The following is a 20,035-nucleotide window of genomic DNA, read 5'->3' as shown; positions in this document are numbered from 1 at the left end:
TGATCTTTTTGTACGAAATCACTTACATCGATGCGTTTAAACCCAACTAAAGGACGAAAGCTCGTCCCTTCCTCGGTTTAACCTCACAACGAGTATTGCTTTTTCAGGGCAGACACCCGCGATAAAGAAGCAGCTTGTTCAAAACTCTTCTGCTCCAAACGCCGCTGTGCCAACTCCTTTTTACCTTGCTGCAACAGTAGCTCTACGTAGTTGAGGTAAATCTCTTCAGTGCTACCGGGCAAAGTGACCGCGCGGGCCAATAGCTCTTCAGCCTGCTTTGGATTGTCACGCTTGGTGTATATTTGCGCCAGCGTATCCATCACTGCAGGGTGATCAGGTTTCAACGCATTGGCACGTTCTGCATGTTTTAAGGCGGGCTCCAACCGCCCTTCCTGGGCATATAAATAAGCAAGGTTATTCAGCGCCAGAAAGTTGTCCTGATGTAATGCCAGGGCTTGCTCATAGTGGCTGATAGCGTCTTTGGGCGCTACCATGACTTCTCTTTCGGCCAGCAACATCAGTGAGGGTAAATCTTTATCATGTTGGGCCATATGCTGTTTCAGTAGTGCCAGGCTCTGCGGCTGTTGACCGGTTTTTTCCAGACAGAAGACTAACACCGTCAAATTACGATGATTGGGGGTAGCCTGATAGGCCTCTTGGGCACTGGGCAGTGCTGCTGGACAGTTGTCTTCACCTGCCAACAAACGCCCTTCAAAACTCTTGCCCATCTTGCTGTTTTTAAAAGCGGCGGGCAGCACGTCGAAGGCTTTTCTGGCTTTATCAAAATCTGCATTCATCAACAGGAAATGGGTGTGCAGCACTCGCACCCGCACATCGTCAGGATACATCGCCAGCGCTTCTTGGCTTTTTGTCAGCCCCTCGCTGAACTGGCTGCGTATATCCAATAACAACAGTTTGCCAACCTGTGCGCTGAGTTGTTTTGGAGCAAAGCTCAGCCATTGGTCGAAATGCTTTTCTGCTTCAGCCACCTGATTAGTGGCTAAGTAGGCCTGGCCCAAAGTTTCCCAGTAGATATTTGGCAATGACGATGGATTGGACTGGCCTTTGAGTAGCTCAATGGTCTTGGCAGGCTCGTTAATTACCAACCTGGCTTTGGCCAAAAGCAGCCGTGTCTGCATGTCATCTGGCTTGGCGTCAAATGCCTTTTGTATGGGGGCAATTGCCTGCTTGCCCGAGCCTTCTCGCAGTCCCATCTCAAAGTTGCGAATCAGTGCGGGTAAGAAAGTAGGAGACTGCACCAGCAGAGCCCCCAATGCCGCTTTAGCCTGCTCAGCATTTCCCTGCACCAGATCCACTTCTACCAGCGCCAACTTTGCCTGGGAATTGTCAGGTTGCTTCGCAAGCAAGGCTTCAAAACTTTGCCGTGCTTTATCCTGATTGCCCATCCGCATATGCGCATTACCTGCCAATAGGTAGCCCTGGGCGGCGTTTTCGTCGTTATTCTGCCATTCTTCGGCAAGTTTAAGGGCTTTTTCAAACTGCCCGGTTGCAATGTATGCGGTGGCCAGTGTGGCTTTAGTCAGAGCTTGGTCTGGTGCTTGTTCCAATGCCTTTTCAAGATTTAGCACGCCCTCTACATCATTCAGAGACAACTGCAATATCCCCAGGCGGGTTAAATCTTCGGCCGATTGACTAACGGTTGAGGACTTTTCTACCAGCGCTTTGGCTTGTTTTACATCCCCCTGCCTCAACAGATTAAAGCTGGCGACAGATAACAGACTGGCATCTTCGGCAGAAAGATTCTGCATTTGATTCAGGGTCTCACCCGCTTGTGTGTCCATTCCCAACTGCAACTGACTTGCAGCCAGTAAACGCATCCCGGGATGATCTGGCGGCAAGTCCCCCGCAATATATGAAAGATGATTATATGCCGTTTGATAGTCTTTCAACTGAAAGGCGGCGTAACCCGCCACCAACCGTAATGCAGGATCACTCCCCCGCTCTTGCAAAGCTTTTTGGGAAAACTCCAGAGCCTTAGCATGATCTTCCGCCTTTGCCCTTGCAACGCCTTTTAATTGATTAAGCAGAGAATTTTCTTTATTAAGTTTGAGAAGACTATCCAGCAGCGGCTCTGCTTCTTCGGTGCGGCCAAGATCGGTCAATAACTTGGCCAGGATAAAGGTCACTTCATGCTCTTCCGGATGCGACTCATGATACTGTTTGTAAACGTCCGCCGCCCCTGCTAAGTCCCTTTGCTGGAACAACAAGTTCGCCTTCATACTCAAGGCATTAGGTTGGTTAGGATGGGCTTTTAAGACTTCATCCAACTGAATCAGTGCCGATTCTCGTTGATCATCTAAAAGATATCCGTATGCCAATGCCAACGTCTTGAATGGAGAATTTGTGCGATATTGCTTTATCTGCTCAATGATTTGTCGTGCACTGTGTTTCTGGTCCAGGTTAACGAACGACTCCAGTTTGTAGAAATCTACTTCCGCACTTTCAGAGTCAGACATTCCAGTGTCTTTGGTTGCCAATTTACTCAACGCAAGGTCAGAGCCCGTCCTTTGATATGCTCTGGACAACAAAGGAATTACCTCCTTTTTCGGATAACCATACTCCATTGCACGATCTAGCTCTTTCTCGGCCTCAGCGTACAGTCGGAGATCCAAATAAAGCTTTCCTAATTCAAAGCGTGCTTCCGCTAGCTGCGGAGTAAGTTGCAGCGCGTTTTTCAGCTCGATGGTGGCCGCTTCCTTATTGCCTTTTTCGATAAATTCCCTGGCCTGCTGTAAATGCTGTTCGCTGGTCGGCTTGCTGCAAGCCAACACAGAACAAACTAAAAGAGCGGTTAATGTGACTCGAAACACCATAAGTCCTTAATATTCGAAGAAGAGTGTCCAATACACTAGGCTAGAGAGAAAAGCAGGCTATTTCAATCTCAAACCCATGAGGACGAGATGTTGTGTTCACAAAAGCGGATTAAATAGCAGCAACATGGTTTAAATCTCAGATATCTAATATAATTGCGCTTTTGCAGACATGGCACGCCCGACACTCCCGTCATTTGCCGACTATCAGGATTCTCGATGACCAGCACAGAACTCAGCTTCAAAGACTTAAATTTGCCCGAAGACCTACTCAAGGCCTTGGAGAAAGTGGGTTATGAAACCCCCTCTCCGATTCAGGCAGAAAGTATCCCTTTGCTGCTTCAAGGTCACGACCTGTTAGGTCAGGCACAGACCGGTACCGGTAAAACCGCGGCCTTTGCGCTACCTATGTTGGCGCGTATCGACGCCGATGATATGACCACGCAATTGCTGGTACTGGCGCCAACACGCGAATTGGCGATTCAGGTGGCCGAAGCTTTCCACACCTACGCCAGCTACAACCGCAATATCAAGGTACTACCCATCTATGGTGGTCAGTCTTATGACAACCAGATTCGCCCCCTGAAACGTGGTGTACAGGTTGTGGTAGGTACACCAGGACGTGTTATCGACCATATCAAACGCGGTACGCTGAAGCTGGATAAACTGAAATACTTGGTATTGGATGAAGCAGACGAAATGCTGCGTATGGGCTTTATTGATGATGTGGAGTGGATCCTGAGCCATGCTCCTGCAGAGCGTCAGACGGCACTGTTCTCTGCCACCATGCCAGAGCGCATTCGCAGCATCACTAATAACTATCTGAAAAATCCTAAGGTTGTGAAAATTGCCTCCAAGGTAAGCACCGCCAGCACCATTCGTCAGCGCTACTGCCAGGTTGCTGGTCATCACAAACTGGAAGCCCTGACCCGCATTCTTGAAGTGGAAGAATTCGATGGCGTGATCATCTTTGTGCGCACCAAAACGGCAACCCTGGAGTTGGCCGAAAAGCTATCTGCGCGAGGCTATGACGTAGAGCCGCTCAACGGTGATATTCCACAAAAATCCCGTGAGCGCACGGTGGAACGCCTCAAAGAAGGCAAGATCGATATTCTGATCGCCACAGATGTAGTGGCCCGCGGTTTAGACGTCGAGCGGGTCAGTCACGTAATTAACTTTGATATCCCCTACGATACGGAGTCTTATGTACACCGAATCGGCCGCACTGGCCGCGCCGGTCGTCAGGGCGATGCCATCCTGTTTATCTCGCATCGTGAAAAGCGCATGTTATTCGCCATCGAAAAGGCCACCCGACAGGCCATCGAACCGATGCCTATTCCGTCGGTTTCAGAGCTCAACGAGCAGCGTCTGCGTCGCTTCAAGCAGTCTGTTATTGAGGCCATGGAAGATGAGAACCTGGAAGCACTGATCCCGGTTATCGAAGCCATTCAGGCGGAAACTGAAGCCGAACCTGAGGTCCTGATGGCAGCCTTAGCCAAAATTGCCCAAGGTGATGAACCGCTGTTGCTGAAGGAGTCCGATCGGCCCGATCTGACTGAGCGCGGTGGTCGCAGTGAGCGTGGACCCCGTGAAGGCGGCTTCAGAGAAGGTCGCGAGCGTAGTCCCCGTGAATACGGCCAGAGGGAATTCGGTTCCCGTGAAGGCGGAGACAGAGGCGATTTTCGTGGTGATCGCGGCGATCGCCCAGAACGCGCCCCCCGTAAACGCACCAGTCGCCCTGAAGAGGGTAAGCAGCGCTACAAGTTGGAAGTGGGTCATGTGCACGGCGTGAAGCCAGGTAATATCGTTGGCGCTATAGCCAATGAAGCCGGTATTGATAGCAAACATATTGGCGCCATCGAGATCTATGACAATTACAGCACTGTGGATCTGCCAGAGGGTATGCCGCCAGAAGTACGGGAAATACTGCAAAAGGCCCGTGTTGCCGGTCAACGTCTGAATCTGCGTGAATGGAGCGATACGCCACCGGCTCGGAACGAAGGTTCTCGCGGTGACAGACCACCACGGGGCGACAGTCCTCGGGGTGATAGTCCTCGGGGCGACAGCCCTCGCCGTGATCGTCCACGCTTTGAGAACAGCGACAAGCCGCGTTCAGACCGTCCGCGCAAAGATCGTAAGCCAAAAGAAGATTAAAAAAAGCCCACAGCAGTGGGCAATATAAGTTTACAAGCCGGGCAAATTGCCCGGCTTTGTTTTTTTAAGGTTGTAACTCGTAGGTGATGGGGAACGCATCGAAGCCAATCTGAATCAACTGCCTTGGCACTTGTGTACTGATATAGAAAATCTGGTTCACATCGGCGCCGTCCAAAAACACTTTAAAAGTTTCGAAGGTGCCTGCCGCCACACTCACTGTTTCAATGCCTTCCACCCTCAGCGTTCTTTCTGCGGTGGTCATATCCAGTGCGTTGTAGACGGTGAAAGGAATAATCAGTCCCTCGGCCAGTGGGAGCGCCTTTACCGAGTAAAACAGGCCAAGCTGCTCAATATGACGAGCAGGCAAACGCTGATCCAACGCCTCTGGTGACAAATCACTGCTGCCATTCAGATGGTTAGCCTGCCACGCTAAATCAATGGCAATTTTACGTTCGCCAGATTGACCAGTGCCTTGATAAGCCAGTGGCGCACCACTGTTGGCATCCATCTCTACCTGTAAAGTTTCTACCACACCAAAGGGCGGTGCATCGGTAACCTCGGTGATCGTCACCTTGCCTTCAACAATTGAAGTGTCGATGCGGGCGCTGCCAATCGGCTGGCCTTGCCAATTGATACTGTAAGTCTGGCTTCCTGGCAGCATTGAACGCTGATCCAGCCAAATACCGGTGGAGCTTGGCGTTTTACTCAACTGACCGCGTAAAACCGGGGCGTTGTCACCGTCTGACATGTTGATATGCCAGGCTCCCTGCTCCAGCTCATTCAATTCCTGTTCGTTTAAGGCCGCTTGTAAGCGAAATACACCCGCTTTTTGTGCATCAACTTCCATTTCCAGCAGTGTTTCGCCAGTTTGTCCGGGTTCCCCTTTGGCTATGCCGGCTTGGACAACATCGCCCGGCACTGTCACCCCAATTTCCACCGTAAGTTGGCTGTCCCGATGATTGACCAAGGCATAACCATGACCACTGGCGTCAATACTCTGGGGCGGAACGAGTTGCAGGGCATCAAGATTAAAGTTGAAAAGATCAGTTGAGTCAGGCAACACCTGACCTCGCAGCTCTCCATTGGGAAAGTCTTCGCTGTGAATGTTGACATAGGTCGTTCCAGAGCGCACTGAATCAACCACCTGCTGTTCCACTGGCAATTCACTGAGGGTCCACAGGTTTGTTGCTGCCTGGCTCCTCTCCAATGTCACTAAAGGTTCGCCTGTTTGCAGGGGCTGTCCCTGATGGATGTGCGCCATAGTAGATCTTGTTAGCGACTCAGCATAGATTCGGGTGGTCAGGGTATTGTCGTTGTCATTGAGAGTGACATAACCTTTACCACTGGCAGGTGTGAGCATATGCGGTCCGAATTGCTGGCTGCTGAGATCAAACACAAACACCTCAACGCCTTCCATTAAAATTTGGCCGCGTACTGCGCCTTGCGGGTAGGCCTGCGAGTGCACATTGATATAGAGTGCACCGTCACGAAGAGCCTCTAATTGCGCTTCATCCAGTACGGTGTTGGCCAGGAGCATCTCATCGGCGCTGCTACCTGGTGCAAAAGCTGCCAGCACAGGACCATTTTCACCGGCATATCCCAGATGAATATGTGCGCCCACCGCGCTGATACCATTGAGTCTGAGCGTACCACTTAAACTATTGCTTTCTGTATCCAGAAGCAGTTCAGCATCGGCATTCAATCCAGCAATAACATAAGGTACTTGCTGCTCATTGTTGAGAGAAACCTGCAAGCTAATTGGCGTCGGCACACTTGGTGGCGCAGGTTCAGTGCTGACGGTGTTATCGTCTGAACATCCCCACACTGTTGTGAAAACAGCCGTGGCCAGCGCCAATTTGATGGTCTTGTTGTTCATAGCATTCCTCGGGATCAGATTTGCTTAAACCGGTCAGACCTGTGAAAGGTGAACTGTTACCGGTGTGTCTGTCATGACCCCCAGAGAGTGCGTTGCCTGGGCAAAGTGATACAAATCTAATCTTCGCTAAAAAAGTCTAAAAAAAGTCTTTTCCGCCCAGGGCCTGCACTTCATCGCGTTTTTTTATGAGATTAATGGCCCCCCGCATTTAAAGGCATTGTTGATGGGATGACGTTGCCTTTACACTGTGAGCAGTTAATACAAAAGGAAATCAACAAGGTTGTTTATCGGAAAGTGGCAGGTTGATGCCGAGCATTACAGGTTAAGAAGCGACGAAGGAGATATCAACCTGCGTCAGAAAGTGATGCAGGTGTTATTGCACTTGGCTAAGCATCATGACCGCTTGGTTACCCGTGAAGAGTTGATAGAGGCTATTTGGGACGGTAATGAAGCAGTTGGTGAGCGAGCACTCACAAATGCCATATGGCAATTACGAGCCTCTCTAGGTAAACCTCCGGAAAAGCAGGAGTGTATTCAGACAGTCCCAAAATCCGGTTATCAGTTGCTGCTTCCCGTCACAGCAAACCAACAAGATGTACCCGATAAAGGATCTTTGCCGTCAAAAAGCCGCTTTACTCAGTGGGCAGGCTTTTCCACCTTGGTTTTAGCGCTCATTTTGATCTGGAGCTTCTGGCCCAAAGCCGCCCCCTCCTGGGAGACCGCAGAGGTTATTGTGCAAACTCGTGATCAGGGCATGGAGCTACAGCCGGCACTGTCACCTGATGGCAAATGGTTTGCCTATGTTTTCTACAAGAACCGGCAATATGATCTGTACCTGAAAGCGGTAGGAGAAAGCGCTGAAAAAGCAACGCAACTCACCCATCACCCTGATGGTGAAAGCGATCCGCAGTGGTCAAAAGATGGCAGGACACTGCTGTTTAAGCGCAGTGATGGCGAAAAAAGCTGCGGTATATACAGCATTGAGATTGCCACACTCGAGGAGCGTCTGCGACACAACTGTAACAGCTTTTTGTACACTAAAGCCAGTTGGCACCCTGATGGGGAGTCGCTGATTATTTACGACAAACGTGAGGGAATGAATAGAGGCGGACTGTTCGTATTGTCTGCGGATGGCCAAAACAAAACGCAACTGAATGTGCCCGGCACTCCGCGCTATGTGCTTGATGGTGCCAGTCGCCCCTCGCCCACCGACAACCAGATTGCTTTTTTGCATTCAGAGAGCGTGGAGAACCATGACCTCTACCTATTAACCTTTCCTGACCAGAAAATAACCCGCCTCACTTTTGACCACGGCCTTATCCATGGCTTTACCTGGAGTGCCGACGGACGCTCCATTATTTTTTCCTCCAACAGAGATGGAGACTGGCACTTATGGGAAGTACCAACGCAGGGCGGGATACCAAAGCCATTGAACATTCAAGGCGGTAATCCCAGCACAAGTTCACAAGGCACAGTGCTTCTTTACGAAGTCAGGCAACACAACTGGCAGCTATCTAAATTGGACTTGAAACACCCAAACGCTCCTCTTACAGCATTGAATGTGATTGAAGACCTTACAACTACTACCCCTAACCCGCAGCCCAACGGCCAGTTTCTATATACGAAGACGGACAATGTCAGCACACAATTTTTACTGGCTGAAGAAAGCGGAAAAATAAGCAAAAGATTCTCAATTCCAGCCAATTACAACAACATCAGCGATGCCTTTTTATCTGCCTCTGGAGAGTGGCTGGCATTTTTGGCAAAAACCAGTGTGAGTGAACACTTACACATCCACCTTCTCAATGTAGAGAGTGGCCAGGTCAGGCAATTAAGTCAGGATGCCAGCGACCATTTTGCATTGCGGTGGCGTGCCGATGACAAACAATTAATGGCATCAACGCCGGTATCGGGACGTTGGGAGCTTTGGAACTATCCTCTGAAGGGCGAGCCCCAACGCTTCACCTATGATGGAGGCGGCCTGTTGCGCGAATGGCATAACCGGCAGTTTTATTCCAAAGCCGACACCAATGGGATATGGGAGCGTCTTGATGATGCACAAGAGCGGCTCGTTGTTCCGACGCTGAAAGTCACCGACTGGGCTAACTGGGACCTAAACGAGGATGGTATTTACTACCTATTTCGAGAGGAGGAGTATGACAAGTTGATGTTACAAGCCTTTGACAACCCTGTTCCCACTGAAGTCGCGCGCTTTCCCGCCGGCACAGTGCCGGGTTATGGCCGTTTTTCAATTGATACACAGAGCCGTAAACTTTACCTTATCACCAACAGGGTGTTAGAAGCCGATATTTATGCCCGCTTCCGCCGCTAAGGTCGGCATTCAATCTGTAATGGGTGCATTGTCACCAGATAGCCCTAAAAACCATGTCTATCAACTTCGGTTGCACCCTTAAGTTTTAAAGCGTCGCACCACCGCACTTAACTGATCCGCCAATTTGGCAAGCTCTGCACTAGAAGCAGTTATTTGTTTTGCACCGTCATTATTTGCCGAAGCCAAATCACGTATCCTGACTAAATTTCTGTCCACCTCGCGTGCCACCAAGGATTGCTGTTCTACCGCGCTGGCCGTACCCGTATTACGATCACTAATTAGCTGGATAAGACTGGATATCATCACCAGAGCCTCACTTCCTTCATTACCGGCCTCCAACGTGGTGGCCGCCTGACTTTGACTGCTGCCCATGGCTTTAACCGTGGCGTCGGTACCGCTTTCCACTGCTTTAACGATTTCCTCAATTTCCGTTGTGGAATCCTTGGTGCGACTGGCCAAGGCTCGAACCTCATCAGCTACCACGGCAAAGCCGCGTCCGGCCTCACCGGCACGAGCTGCCTCGATGGCGGCATTTAGGGCCAACAAATTGGTTTGTTCAGCAATTCCGCGAATCACCTCAAGCACTGAGCGCACATTGCCCACTTGCTTGGACAATTCTTCAGTATTGGCCGATGAGCTCTTAATTGTTGCCACCAGCGATTCAATAGAGCTGACCGTCCGCTTAACCTGTGCCGCGCCATAATCAGTCTTATCATTGGCCTGTTGTGACTCCTTAGCGGTTTCTGTGGCATTGGTAGCAACTTCTTCGATGGACACCGTCAATTCGTTAACGGCACTTGAGGCCTGCTCCAATTCACGGGCCTGCTGTAATTGATTCTGCTCGGCATCTTTGGTTATCAGATTGAGCTCTTCGCAGGCCGTAGCCAATTGATGGGAAGAATCGCCGATAAGAGACACTGTTTGCCTTAAATTTTTCTGCATATTATTAAGAGATCGACTAAGGGCCGTGGCTTCATCATTGCCATCAATATCAATCTCAGCGGTAAGATCATTATTGGCAATGGCATCGGCCACTCTTGCAGCCTCTGAAATGGGCTTGACCAAGCTACGGGTTATCACTCGCGCCATGACAACAACCAACACGACCAAAGCAATAATGGTAATCACCAACTGGCTGCTGGCTTCCACATAAGCTTGGGTAGCTAGTGCCGATGTTTCCTGAATACGATTGCGCTGGCGCTCCAACAAAGCCGTCAACTTGGCAGACACTTCCCTGGCCAACGGCGTCAACTCGCGATCTCGCCTGGCAAAGGCACCATCTTCATCACCACTTAGCGCCTGTGTCTGAATGTTTTGTTGCAGTGACCAGTAACGTTTCTCCATGGCCAGAAAATCTTCATACAACGCACGGGTTTCTGGTGTTCGAATCAGACTGGCATAACGGGTCTTGGCATCTTCAAGCTCATTATTAACCTTGACCAACTGGGTTTCGTATTCCTGACGAGCCTCCGCTGTGCGCGCGGTCAATACATTCACCGCATTGAGCCTGCCCCGCTGGAACTCGATATTGATATCGTTAATGGCCGCTAAGCTCGGTACTCGGTGCTGTTCAATGGTATTGGTTAAATCATCCATCTCACGCAGGTTGAAATAGGTACTGACACCCAGAATGATTATCAGCGCAAGCAGGACAGTAAATGCCCCATACAAACGATTACCGATGGAAACCGAACGAATCATAAAGGCTCCTAAGATGTGCATCCAACAAAGCAAGGACTAGCAAACTACCTCACTTTTCAGCTAACTGAGTTCGCTGGCAGGGCTATTCACAGGAAAAAAACATGACACTGAATATAGATGGCTAACCAGTGAATGAAACAAAAAAAGAAAAATACAGAGAAAAAAGGAATATGTTTTGAGAAATTAATATTATCTGGTTATTAATAAAGGAATAAAATGGCATCCATGAATCTTCCGGTTTTCTAATTACATGCAGTATTTCCCGTTATTTGTTGATACCCAGGATCTGCGATGCCTGGTGGTAGGTGCTGGCGAAGTGGCCGCGCGCAAAATCGAGTTGTTGCTGCGTACCCAGGCCAAAGTGACAGTGGTTGCCCCTTGGGTCAGTGCCACCGTGCAAAGTTTCGCCGATAATAAAAAAATCAGCCTGCATAATCGTCCCTACCAAACAGAAGATCTGGAAGGGGTACAACTGGTCTTTGTGGCCACCAATGATAAGGCACTTAATGCCGAGATAAGCCAGCAAGCCAAGGCCCGCAATCTGCTGGTCAATGTGGTGGATGCTCCCAAACTCTGCGGTTTTATTACCCCGGCCATCATCGATCGCTCTCCTATCCTGATTGCCCTTTCCAGTGGTGGCGTAGCGCCTGTGTTATTGCGTTATTTACGCCAAAAGTTGGAAGCCTTCGTGCCACAACGCATCGCCCGTCTGGGCGCTTTTGCAGAGTATTTCCGAGATGCAGTAAAGCAGCGCTTTACCGATGTCACCGAGCGCCGCTACTTCTGGGAAGAGGTGTTTGACGGTGATATTGCCGAAAAAGTCCTCAGGGGCAATGAAGAGCGGGCCGAACAGGCGCTGCTCAGCAAGTTGGAACACAGCGCGCCTAGCAGCAGGGGTGAGGTCTATCTGGTAGGTGCCGGTCCTGGCGATCCTGAGCTGTTAACCTTTCGCGCTCTGCGTTTAATGCAAAAGGCTGAAGTCGTGCTGTACGATCGCTTGGTGCCACAGACCATTTTGGATATGGTGCGCCGCGATGCCGAGAAAATCTACGTAGGTAAAGCCGCCAGCAATCATGCTCTGCCCCAGGAGAATATTAACGCCCTGATGGTTAAGCTGGCGCTGGAAGGCAAACGCGTGGTGCGCCTTAAGGGCGGCGACCCTTATATCTTTGGTCGCGGTGGTGAGGAAATCCAAGCCTTGCTTGAGCATGACATTGGTTTTGAAGTGGTGCCCGGTATCACTGCCGCCGCAGGCGCGGCCAGCTATGCCGGCATTCCGCTGACTCACCGTGACCATGCACAGTCAGTGGTGTTTGCTACCGGCCATTTAAAAGATGACAGCATCGATTTGGACTGGCAGGCCCTGGTGCAAAAACGTCAGACCATAGTGTTTTACATGGGGCTGACCGGATTGAATGTGATTTGCCGTGAGTTAATCAGCCATGGTATGCCTGCCGATATGCCGATTGCTCTGGTGGAGCAGGCGACTACCGAACAGCAGCGAGTGGTTACCGGTACCTTAAGCGATATTGAGAGCAAGGCTGCGGATATTAAACCGCCGGCGCTGATTATCGTGGGGACTGTGGTCAGCCTGCATTCTCAGCTAAACTGGTTTCAAAACCAAAAGCGCCCAGCTTAAGGAGCATCCGGGTTGCAGATATTGGATAATCTCACCCTCCCCTACGAGGGCCGTATCACTAAACGTCGTGACAGTCTGGAGAGACGCAATAACATTTTACAGGCAGCCCTGCGGGTAATGGTCAGGGATGGTATTCGCGAGGTACGACATCGGTCAGTGGCTAAAGAGGCAGAGGTGCCATTGTCTGCTACTACCTACTACTTTGAATCCATCGATAGCTTGATTCATGACGCCTTTGTCTATTTTACCGAATCAAATCTGGCCCAGATCCAGCTTTTGGAACGTAGCGCCTGGATAGCCTTGGAAGAGTACCAACGGCACCAGGATAGGGTGAAACTAAAGCAAAATCTGCAACACTTCCTGGTCAACCATATCAAAAGTCAGGTCGCCGACCGCGACAACAGGTTACTGGAATGGTCATTCCGACAGGAAGCATTGCGCGATCCCAAACTGGGTAAGCTACTCACCACCTCACAGCAAATGACACAACGGGCGGTCAGTCACTTCTTCGAGAGTCTTGCTCATCCCCATGCCAGTGCCAGGGCCAATGTGCTGGTAGGTACCCTGCTGCAACTGGAATATCAGATGCTAAGCAGCGCGCTGACCGAGGATGAGCTTGATACCACCATCGCACTGCTGTTGAGCAGCACCTTATTCGAGCTTTAAATTATGAAAAAACCAATTGCCATCATCACCCTGTGCGCGCTGTTATCTGCCTGTGGCGGCAACGAAGTGGGTGACGTCTCGCTTGGCTTGTTTACCACCAAAGACATTAAGCTGGATGCCTTTAATGACCCCATCGTCACCGGTGTCACCTGCCATGTCTCCAGTATTGAGGCTGATTTAAGTTTTTCCGACCCATCGGATAGCGCCATCGCTTGCCGTCAAACCGGCCCCATCAGCGCCCAGATGATTGCTCAAATAGATAAGAGTGATTCCGGCGAAGTGCTGTTCAGCAAGTCCAAAAGTATCTTTTTCAAAAGCATGAAAATACGGCGTATTTTCGATGCCAAGCATCAAACCCTGATGTATGTGTCTTACTCCACCAAGGAGACCTCCGGCAGCTTTAAACACAGCCTGTCGACAGTACCGCTATACGGCACCGAGGCCTATCAGGCTGTGGTCCCTGCGGCGAATTAGATAGGGTAGAGTCATGCCCTTAAGTTGTTAAAGGGCATCTTTGGAGAGAGCTGATACAGATCCCCGATAACTACATTCGGGGATGACAATTCAACCAGCACCTTCGGAGACACAGTGCCCTTCAATCCGGGGATGACAGAGGAGCATTAGATATCCCCTTCCATCTCTGTGCCCTCTGTGACTCTGTGGTTATCCCCTATTTGCTCACCGACAACATGTAGTTGGCTACCGCCAAACGTGTGGCTTCATCCAAATAATCCTGAGGTGGCATTTCCGGGTAGTCATCACGCTTTTTGACCGGGTTGGCAATATAGGCCGCCAAGCCCTCGGCATTATCCATATACAGCGCCTGGATCACCTGTACCGGTGGCCCAATCATGCGTCCGGTATAAGTATGGCAACCGGCACAGATCCCCAAATAGGCGACCTTACCCACCTCTGAATGATCGATTTCTCTTGGCGCCACCGGCTCTGCCAGCAGGTAAGTGCTAATGTCTTTGGTGTGGGTAAAATCACACTCTGCCCAATCGGCAACGCCCACCGTCACATACTGATGGCGGTTGATAATGCAGCTATCACGGCTTACCCCCACACGCACAATATCCGGCTGGCCGGTTTTAAACTCAGTAAGCATCAGGGCCTTCACTTCGTCGATAGTGTCATAGCCGTTGTTAAGCATCAGGTTGTTGAGGATGGCCAGTTTATCAGGCGCAGGATCAGACTCCGGATCGATGGTGGTATTAGGGGCATTATCATGGTCGGTAATCAGGATCCCGGCGGTTTTATTCCCGGAGATAATATTGTTCTCAATCACCACCTGATCGGCGGCCATAATCAGCATACCGGTACCAGAAGGGATCCCGGCTACAGTGCTGCCTGGCGCGCCGAAATTCACATGGTTGTTATCCACCACAAAGTTATTACGAATGATCACATCGTAAGTGGTTTTGACCGGCAGACCCGGGGTGATAAAGGCCAGGATCCCTCCGGCGTTATTAGTGACATAGTTGTTTTCCACAATCGCATGGCGGCTGTTTTCAATTTCAATACCAGCCACGCTTGCAAACACCTGGTTATGGGCCACATGAATGTTGTCACTCATGCCCACATAGATGGCCGCATCCTCGATACCGGAAATCACATTGTGCTCAACGATGCCGTTTTTCCCCAGTTGCGGAAAAATGCCGTAGACGCCGGTATCCACAATGATGTTATTGCGGATCTCAAAGTTATTCCCGGCCTGACCCATAATAGCGTTGCCCTTGTACTTGGTGATCAGAAAATTCTCAACCACGATATTGTTGCCCGAATACAAAATGGCATCGTTCAGATGGCCTTCTCCGTCCAAGGTTGCCCGTTTACCGGCTTCAATCACGCCCACCAGGCGAATGCCATCTTTGTCGATATATACGGTTTCAGAATAGGTGCCCGGATACACCCTGATGGTGTCGCCTGGCTCTGCGGCCTTAACCATATCCATAATGCGCTCTCCTTCACGCACTTCCAGAACCTTGCCAGAGCCTGCCGGCACCACCTGACGGGTACCTTCTGTCTTACTGCCTTCATCGGCCGATACACCACCGGCATAGCTGGCGCCACCGCGACTGTCGGTAATGGTGACCGAAGACGGACCGGACCAAAAACGGCCGGCGAAAAAGGCTGCAATTATCAGCAGCACGCTAAGCATCACCGCTTTATTCATGTTCAGATTCCTTGTGGTTTGCATTTGGGGAGAGTGATTGATTGGTCGATGCCAGAGACATCAGGCCCGAGGGTAATATTGTTGGGATCTCGGGCAGCAGGCTTTCGTCGGTCAGCGCCCCCAAAAAGGCAACAATATCAGTAATTTCCTGGTCGCTGAGATTAGGCTCCCAGATATGCCAATGGATCTGCATATCGACACCTTCTGGTACCGCATGGCCGCGACCCTGTGTATAAAAGCGCACGGCATCTTCGAGGTTATCAAAACGACCTGAGTGCATATAAGGCCCGCTGTTAACAATATTGCGCAGGCTTGGCACCTTAAAACCGCCTTTTAGTTTTGGCGCATCGAAAGTCGCCTCAGCGCCAATATCAAGCGGCAACCCTTCGGGCTCCGGGGTGCCAATCACCGCAATCTGCTGATTGGTAAAAAGCGGCGGCGTATGACATTCCGCACAGCGGGCCACAAAAGAGCGATACACATTCATGCCCTTTATTTCCTGCTCTGACAGGGCCTGATGATAACCAAGGGCATACTGGTCATAGCGGCTGTTCAGCGAAATCAAACTGCTTTGAAATGCCGCCAGGGCAAGCGTGACGTTGCTGATGGAAATAGCCCTGTCCTGTTCAGGAAAAGCGGTGGCAAAAAGTTGTTCGTACTCAGGACTATTGCTGAGATCTTCAAGTAACTGCTTGGGGGTATTGGCCATTTCTTTGGGATCAAATAAGGGGCCTCTGGCCTGTTCTTCCAGGGACGTCGCCCTGGCATCCCAGAACAGGCGGCGTAAAAAGCCCACATTCCAAAGACCGGGGGCGCCGCGTTTTACCGGCTCACCGGTAGCACCAACACTGCGTCCCATACCATCGCTAAATCCCCGCTGCGGCTGATGACAATTGGCACAAGACAGGTTGTGATCGCGGGATAAAATCGGATCGAAAAAAAGATAGCGCCCCAAATCGATTTGCGCAGGACTAAAACCATCACGAATCGGCGGCAGGCCAGTGTGGGTACCGCCCACGCCTTTACCCTGCATGGAATCAAAAAACTGATAACGACTGACCAGATAACAGCGCCCCTCCCGCTCCTCAAAACTAGGAGGGCAGCTTTGCTTTAGCTCAATGGCTTGCGCATTGGCCGCTATTAACAACAGTAAAACCAGCAAGCGATACATAGCTACTGACTCGCAATAAAGCTAAGTACGTCGTCGAGCACATCTTGGGGAAGCACTTTGGCCATCATCGCCATTTGTCGCCCCGGCTTGTCCTCAACGTGGCTACCTCTGACGCCTTCTCTGAACGCCATAAACTGACGGCGCAGGTAGTCCGGGTGCTGATTGGCGAGTCTTGGCGCCTTCATAGCTTCGTTGCCCTGGGCGTTGCCACCATGGCAGGCGCCGCAATTGTTTTGATAATAACTATTACCCTTTTTGATATCTCCCAATTGCGAGTAATCCAATTTGGGAGCGGGCAACGCAGCCAAGTACTCTGCAATGGCGTTTCTCGTCTTATCTTCGGCGAGCAGACTTTGGCTGACTTGTTTCATCTGCTGGGCACTCAGGCTGTCGAGCTCACCACCGCGGATCCCGGATAGGAAATGGGCCATTTGTCGCAATAGATAGTCTTTTGATAATCCCGCCAGCACCGGTGCCTGCGATGCCACATTACCTTCACCGCTGGTGCCATGGCAGGCGGCGCAAGTGGCGAATTCCTTGGGTGCCTCCATGGCAGCGGCGCTAAAGGGAAAGGTGGATAATCCACTTATCATCAACAACATTGCTGACAATGCGCGGCCCTTTATGTATTGCATCTTTATACAGCTGATTTTTGGCACCTGCCCACCTCGTTATCAGGAAACTTGATCTTCGCCCATATTAGTGGAACCATAGTACCAATTAAAACGTTTTTTTTACATTGCGGCTAATTTAGAGATTCATTATGCTGAAACTGGTTTGGTCATCGGATCACTCTTTTCAGTAAAAAATCAGGATGGACCTCCGGGGCTTCCAATGTCCTAATGCATCCTGCAAAAAAACAATAAACAACAAAGACTTGGGGAAGTTAATGGAGCACAGTCATAAGGCATTTCGCCAGACATGGGTTGCCGCCAGCGTCGCCACCGCCCTGCTTGGTTTTAGCGCATCAGCACAAGAGAGCCCAGACAAGGAAAGTGTAGGCATTGAAGTATTGGAAGTGACCGCTCAGAAGCGGGTCGAGAATATTCAGCAGGTTCCTATTGCCATCAGTGCGTTTTCGGAGCAAAGCCTGCGCAAAATTGGCGCGCAAAGCATCAATGACCTGGGCAATATTACCCCGGGGTTTGAAACCAATGTCACCTCGCCAACCCAGCCCAAATACGATATCCGTGGTATTCGTACCAACGACTTCGGGATTGGTGCCGACCCGGCCGTCGGCATCTATGTGGATGATGTCTATGTAGGTCGCAGCGGCTCTGCACTGATGAATTTTAATGATGTTGAGCGGGTGGAAGTGCTCAAGGGACCTCAAGGCACCTTGTTTGGCCGCAATACCGCCGCCGGTGCTGTGCGAATCATCAATAAAAAGCCCACCGACGATACCGAAGGCAACTATCGCATCACACTGGGCAATCTGAACAAACGTCAGTTCGAAGGCCTTTACAATACCGCCATCAGTGACGATTTGTTCTGGCGAACCAGTGTTAACTTCAGCGACCGTGGCGGTTATGTGGATGCCATTCGTTATCCCAATCCGCGCACCGATGAAGATTTCAAGCCAATGCGGGTCAAATTGGGCGATGAAAGCAGCCAGGGCATTCGCACCGCATTGCGTTATGTGCCAAGCGACAGCCTGGAGATGATCTGGCGCGCCGAATTTGAAGAGATGGATAATGATGCCCGTCCGGTGTATTCGGCCAACCCCAGCTACTACCGTCAAGGTGGCGGCGGGTTACATCCCTTTGGTGTCTATGAGACAGATATGGATGCCATGGAATCACGTCATCTGTTTGGTACCTCTCTTGAGATCAATAAAGAGTTGGATATTGGTACCCTGACTTCTATTACAGCTTATCGTCGTTTCGATACGGAAAACCATACCGAAGATGATGGCAGTGGCGAAGCCCGAGGATTCTTTTCCTCCAATAACCTGGAACACCAAAAATTCTTCAGCCAGGAGTTCCGTTTAGCCGGTGTTACCGATGGCGGCATGCGCTGGACCGTTGGCACCACTTACGCCAATGAAGATATCCATCAGGAGACCATCGCTGAATTTATGATGGAGTCGCTGGACAGCTTCGCCATCAATGAGAGCCTGGCCGCGGCCGGACTACCTCCCACAGGCGCACCATCGCTAGGTGTTCCTGGTATTATGGATCTGCCGGTGGGCACTGGTTTAACCAACTTCTTATTGCAATTGATCCCCAATGAATTGGCCTTTCTGTCTGGTGTTACCGGCGTACCAGTCAACGATTTAGCCTGGCGTATCACCCGTCATAACCTGGGCAAACCCTGGACTGAAGTCACCGAAAACTTTGGTGATTACACCTCCTATGCCCTCTTTGCTGATGTGACCTATCCGGTTACCGACAAACTGGATCTGACTCTTGGCGTGCGCTATACGCGGGATGAAAAAGACTTTGGCATTTTATCCCAGTACCAGAACCAGATAGATTTCCCCTTCCCCGGTGTCCCCTCACAGGATTTTGGCCTGGCCTTTGCCACAGAGTATGTGTTGCGTGATGACCAAGGTAATCCGGTCCTTGACGGCAATGGTAATGTACAACCCTTCGAGCAGGACAATACCTGGACCAAGCTGACCCCAAGGGTGGTGTTAGATTATCAGTGGACCAATAACCTGATGACCTATGCCAGTTTTGCCAGTGGCTTTAAGGCGGGCGGCTTTAACAGCCTGGGTGCGGCGCCACCTTTTGATCAGGAAGAGGTGGACAATATGGAAATCGGCATGAAATCCACCCTGTTGGATAACAAGCTGAAACTCAATATTGCTGCCTTTGACTATGACTATACCAACTTACAGATCCTGCGTCTGACCGGCTCCACCGGTAACATTCCGGTGTATAACGTGCGTAACGTTGACGCCGCCGGTAAGGGTGTGGAAATAGAATCAGAGTGGGCGGTTACCGATAACTTCCTGCTGAATTTCAACTACGCCTATCTGGACAGTGAATACACCAAGTACTCGTTGTTTGTGGGTGAAACCGCAGAAGATGATCTGACCGGCAAACCACTGGCCGGCGTGCCTAAAAACCGCTGGTTTGTGGGCGCCGATTATTTTATTGAGGCAGCCAATGGCGAATATCTGTTGCATCTGGATGTGACCACAGTGGATGAACGCTCCACCGCAGGGGATGCCGACAGCATTGCCAGATTGCCGGTCAATCCGGCCCTGGTACCCGGACTGACCGGCGATAACAAAGTGGAAGGTTACAGCTTGGTCAATGCCCGTATTGCCTATCGCAGTAACGATGACTGGCAGGTGGCGCTGTTTGCCCGCAACCTGCTGGATGAAGAGTATCTGCTAAGCGGCTACGGCGGTCAGGGGGAAAACACCGGATCTGCCAACTTAAGCCCTGGCTTACCGCGTATGTGGGGCGTGGAGTTCAGTCAGAGCTTCTGATCTCAAGGCGGACATCCTCCATAGGTTGTCCGCCTCTCTTTCCTGCG

At 50.8% G+C, this 20,035-nt stretch carries 12 protein-coding genes; 6 read left to right on the top strand and 6 right to left on the bottom strand.

The annotated features are described in order from the left end of the window. Window positions 1-83: 83 nt before the first annotated feature. Window positions 84-2,834 carry an XrtA/PEP-CTERM system TPR-repeat protein PrsT gene (prsT, locus tag P2G88_RS12240; protein ID WP_275796354.1) on the bottom strand — a complete coding sequence of 917 codons (2,751 nt, stop codon included), beginning with the start codon at window positions 2,832-2,834 and terminating at the stop codon, window positions 84-86. A gap of 216 nt (window positions 2,835-3,050) precedes the next feature. On the opposite strand from prsT, the gene P2G88_RS12235 reads away from it, so the two are divergent. Continuing rightward, complete coding sequence (locus tag P2G88_RS12235) at window positions 3,051-4,985, top strand: DEAD/DEAH box helicase (RefSeq protein WP_275796352.1); 1,935 nt, start codon at window positions 3,051-3,053, stop codon at window positions 4,983-4,985. Window positions 4,986-5,049: 64 nt separating this feature from the next. Here the strand turns inward: P2G88_RS12235 and P2G88_RS12230 are convergent, their stop codons facing one another. Next, window positions 5,050-6,861: a CHRD domain-containing protein gene (locus tag P2G88_RS12230; RefSeq protein WP_275796350.1), complete on the bottom strand. Its 1,812-nt coding sequence runs from the start codon at window positions 6,859-6,861 to the stop codon at window positions 5,050-5,052. A 280-nt stretch (window positions 6,862-7,141) separates the two neighbouring features. On the opposite strand from P2G88_RS12230, the gene P2G88_RS12225 reads away from it, so the two are divergent. Beyond that, complete coding sequence (locus P2G88_RS12225) at window positions 7,142-9,193, top strand: winged helix-turn-helix domain-containing protein (RefSeq protein WP_275796349.1); 2,052 nt, start codon at window positions 7,142-7,144, stop codon at window positions 9,191-9,193. 78 nt (window positions 9,194-9,271) lie between these two features. Here P2G88_RS12225 and P2G88_RS12220 read toward each other — a convergent pair whose 3' ends face one another. Continuing rightward, window positions 9,272-10,894 carry a methyl-accepting chemotaxis protein gene (locus P2G88_RS12220; protein WP_275796348.1) on the bottom strand — a complete coding sequence of 541 codons (1,623 nt, stop codon included), beginning with the start codon at window positions 10,892-10,894 and terminating at the stop codon, window positions 9,272-9,274. 250 nt (window positions 10,895-11,144) lie between these two features. Between P2G88_RS12220 and cysG the strand changes: the two genes are divergently transcribed. From cysG to P2G88_RS12205, 3 genes are read left to right on the top strand one after another with little or no spacing between them, the layout of a single operon-like run. After that, window positions 11,145-12,533 carry a siroheme synthase CysG gene (gene cysG, locus P2G88_RS12215; RefSeq protein WP_275796347.1) on the top strand — a complete coding sequence of 463 codons (1,389 nt, stop codon included), beginning with the start codon at window positions 11,145-11,147 and terminating at the stop codon, window positions 12,531-12,533. A gap of 12 nt (window positions 12,534-12,545) precedes the next feature. Beyond that, complete coding sequence (locus P2G88_RS12210) at window positions 12,546-13,199, top strand: TetR family transcriptional regulator (protein WP_275796345.1); 654 nt, start codon at window positions 12,546-12,548, stop codon at window positions 13,197-13,199. Window positions 13,200-13,202: 3 nt separating this feature from the next. After that, entirely contained in the window at window positions 13,203-13,673 is a 471-nt protein-coding gene (locus P2G88_RS12205) for a CreA family protein (protein ID WP_275796325.1), read from the top strand. A 196-nt stretch (window positions 13,674-13,869) separates the two neighbouring features. Here P2G88_RS12205 and P2G88_RS12200 read toward each other — a convergent pair whose 3' ends face one another. Genes P2G88_RS12200 through P2G88_RS12190 form a run of 3 tightly spaced genes read right to left on the bottom strand, consistent with a single transcriptional unit; the run spans window position 13,870 to window position 17,181 of the window. Beyond that, on the bottom strand, window positions 13,870-15,375 hold the full coding sequence (locus P2G88_RS12200) for a parallel beta-helix domain-containing protein (protein ID WP_275796323.1): 1,506 nt from the start codon (window positions 15,373-15,375) through the stop codon (window positions 13,870-13,872). Beyond that, on the bottom strand, window positions 15,368-16,546 hold the full coding sequence (locus P2G88_RS12195; protein WP_275796321.1) for a cytochrome c peroxidase: 1,179 nt from the start codon (window positions 16,544-16,546) through the stop codon (window positions 15,368-15,370). The genes P2G88_RS12200 and P2G88_RS12195 overlap by 8 nt, the downstream gene beginning before the upstream one ends. Window positions 16,547-16,548: 2 nt before the next feature. After that, entirely contained in the window at window positions 16,549-17,181 is a 633-nt protein-coding gene (locus tag P2G88_RS12190) for a c-type cytochrome (RefSeq protein ID WP_275796319.1), read from the bottom strand. A 254-nt stretch (window positions 17,182-17,435) separates the two neighbouring features. On the opposite strand from P2G88_RS12190, the gene P2G88_RS12185 reads away from it, so the two are divergent. Further along, window positions 17,436-19,988: a TonB-dependent receptor gene (locus P2G88_RS12185; RefSeq protein WP_275796317.1), complete on the top strand. Its 2,553-nt coding sequence runs from the start codon at window positions 17,436-17,438 to the stop codon at window positions 19,986-19,988. Window positions 19,989-20,035: the final 47 nt, after the last annotated feature.

The sequence above is a fragment of the Aliiglaciecola sp. CAU 1673 genome (assembly GCF_029223185.1).
In the GTDB taxonomy this organism is placed as follows: Bacteria; Pseudomonadota; Gammaproteobacteria; order Enterobacterales; family Alteromonadaceae; genus Bowmanella.
Note: the sequence above shows the minus strand (reverse complement) of the source record. Positions and strands in the feature narration are given on the sequence as shown.